General features: G+C 77.7%; 1 protein-coding gene and 2 pseudogenes. 1 reads left to right on the forward strand and 2 read right to left on the reverse strand.

Annotated features, from left to right (window positions below):
- Window positions 1–68 precede the first annotated feature (68 nt).
- Window positions 69–431 (forward strand): fluoride efflux transporter CrcB, encoded by a 363-nt coding sequence (gene crcB, locus JNW87_RS37645; RefSeq protein ID WP_238455361.1) that lies wholly within the window; start codon window positions 69–71, stop codon window positions 429–431.
- A 45-nt stretch (window positions 432–476) separates the two neighbouring features.
- Here crcB and cobA read toward each other — a convergent pair.
- Together cobA and JNW87_RS37655 are read right to left on the reverse strand one after the other, a co-directional pair.
- Window positions 477–2,122, reverse strand: a pseudogene (gene cobA, locus JNW87_RS37650) (uroporphyrinogen-III C-methyltransferase).
- Window positions 2,119–2,423 (reverse strand): annotated as a pseudogene (locus JNW87_RS37655) (precorrin-8X methylmutase); the annotation flags it as partial. The pseudogenes cobA and JNW87_RS37655, both read right to left, overlap by 4 nt.

Raw genomic sequence — 2,423 nt, forward strand, 5'->3', positions numbered from 1 at the left:
CGGGGCGCTGCTGGCCGTCCAGGTCGGGGACGCGGCGGCGCCCGCCTGCTGCGGCGGCGGGCGGCGCGGTGACCGTCCTGCTGATCGCGCTCGGCGCGGCGCTCGGCGCGCCGCTGCGCTACCTGACCGACCGGGCCGTGCAGGCCCGGCACGACTCGCCGTTCCCGTGGGGGACGCTGACCGTCAACGTGGCCGGGTCGCTGCTGCTCGGCGCGGTCGCCGCGGTGCCGGCCGCGCCGGCGGTGACCGCGCTGGTCGGCACCGGGTTCTGCGGCGCGCTGACCACCTGGTCCACGCTCAGCTACGAGACGCTGCGGCTGACCCGGGCGGGCGCCCGCTGGCACGCCGCGGCCAACGCGCTGGGCAGCGTGGTCGCCGGGCTGGGCGCGGCCTCGCTCGGCTACGCCCTCGCCCACGCCCTCACCGGCTGACCCGCACGTCGGTCGACGTCCGTCACCCGGCCCGGCAGGTGCCGGTCAGCGGGCGGGGGCGCGCAGCGCCACCACCGGGCCGAGCACGAAGACCGCCGGTGGCCGCACCCCCTCCCGGACGGTCAGCGCACCGACCTCGTCGAGCCGGCTCGGGAGCGCCCGCTGGCCCGGGAGGCCGGCGTCCTGCACCGCCAGCACCGGTGACCCTGGGTCCCGGCCGTGCTCGATCAGCACGGCCGCGATCTTCGCGACGGTGTCCACGGCCATCAGCAGCACCACGGTCCCCCTGGCCCGGGCCAGCGCCGGCCAGTCCACCAGCGAGTCCGGGTGACCGGGCGGCAGGTGGCCGGAGACCACGGTGACGTCGTGTGCCACCCCCCGGTGGGTGACCGGCACGCCGGCCAGCGCCGGCGCGGCGAGCGCGCTGCTCACCCCCGGCACCAGCACGGTCTCCACCCCGGCCGCCGCGCAGGCCTGGACCTCCTCGTGGCCACGGCCGAAGACGTACGGGTCGCCGCCCTTGAGCCGGACCACCCGTCTGCCGGCGCGGGCGTGCGCGACGAGGGTGTCGTTGATGTTGTCCTGCCCCACCGACGGCCCGCGCGGCACCTTCGCCGCGTCCACCACCAGCACCTCGGGACGCAGCCCGGACAGCAGGCCGGTCGGGGCGAGCCGGTCGGCCACCACCACGTCCGCGGCGTCCAGCAGCGCCCTCCCCCGTACGGTGATCAGGTCGTCGGGGCCGGGCCCGCCGCCGACGATGGCGACCTGGCCCGGGCGCAGCCCCGGGTAGTGGTGGTGGTGATCATGGTGGTGGTGACCGTGGCCGCCGGCCGGGTCGTCGGGGTGGTGGTGCGGGGTCTGCGGCCGGCCCACCTTGCCGGCGAACCCGGGCAGCGCCACCCGGTACGCGCAGGTGTCGCAGTTCATCCGGATGTCCCCGCGCAGCGCTCGGCGTGCCGCTCGAGCACCACGTCGGCCAGCGCGTCGCAGTCGCCGATCGGGTCGGCCACCCGCACGTCCAGCTCCGGATGCTCGGCGGCGTACGCCTCGGACTGCGCCACGATCCGGTCCGGCAGCACCCCGGCGAAGAGGAAGTACGGGGCGACCACGATCCGCCGGGCGCCGAGCCGGTGCAGCCGCTCCAGCACCGCGGGCACGGACGGTTCGGCGAGGGAGATGAACCCGGGCTCGACGCCGGCGTAGCCGCGCCCCTCCCAGAGCAGCCGGGCCACCTTGGCGACCTCGGCGTTGGCGTCCGGGTCGGTGGAGCCGCGCCCGATCAGGGCGACCCAGGTGCCCGCCCGGTCGTCGCCGGCGAGGACGGCGTCGATCCGCGCGGCGAGGGTCTCCTGCAGCAGCGGGTGCGGCCCGAGCGGCCGGCCGTAGGCGTACCGCAGGCCCGGGTGGCGCTGCTTCTCCCGGGCCAGCGCGGCGGGAATGTCGCCCTTGCCGTGGCCGGCCGCGGCGAGCACCAGCGGCAGCGCCACCAGGTTCCGGTGTCCCCGCCCGACCAGCGCGCCGACCGCGTCGGTCAACGGCGGCCGGGACAGCTCGATGAAGCCGCCCTCGACGTCGTCGACCAGGCCCCGACGGCGGATCCGGTCGACCAGGGCGGCGAACTGGGCCACGCCGGGGGCACTGCGGGTGCCGTGCCCGACGATCAGCAGCGGGGTGCGGTCCGGGGTCACGGCTTCTCCTCCAGGTACAACAGGGCGTTGAGGGCGGCGGCGGCGACCGCGGAGCCGCCCTTCTCGCCCACGTTGGACACCGCGGGCAGGCCGCTGGCCCGCAGCGCCTCCTTGGACTCGGCGGCGCCGACGAAGCCGACCGGCAGCCCGACGACCAGCGCGGGCGCCGCGTCGAGGGCGATCAGCTCGACCAGCGCGGTCGGCGCGCAGCCGACCACCCAGACCGCCCCGGGTCCGACCCGGTCGTACGCGATCCGCACCGCCGCCGGCCGAGCGGGTGCCGCCGGTCTGCCGGGCCAGC

The organism is Micromonospora sp. ATA51, assembly GCF_016802855.1.
GTDB lineage: Bacteria > Actinomycetota > Actinomycetes > Mycobacteriales > Micromonosporaceae > Micromonospora > Micromonospora sicca.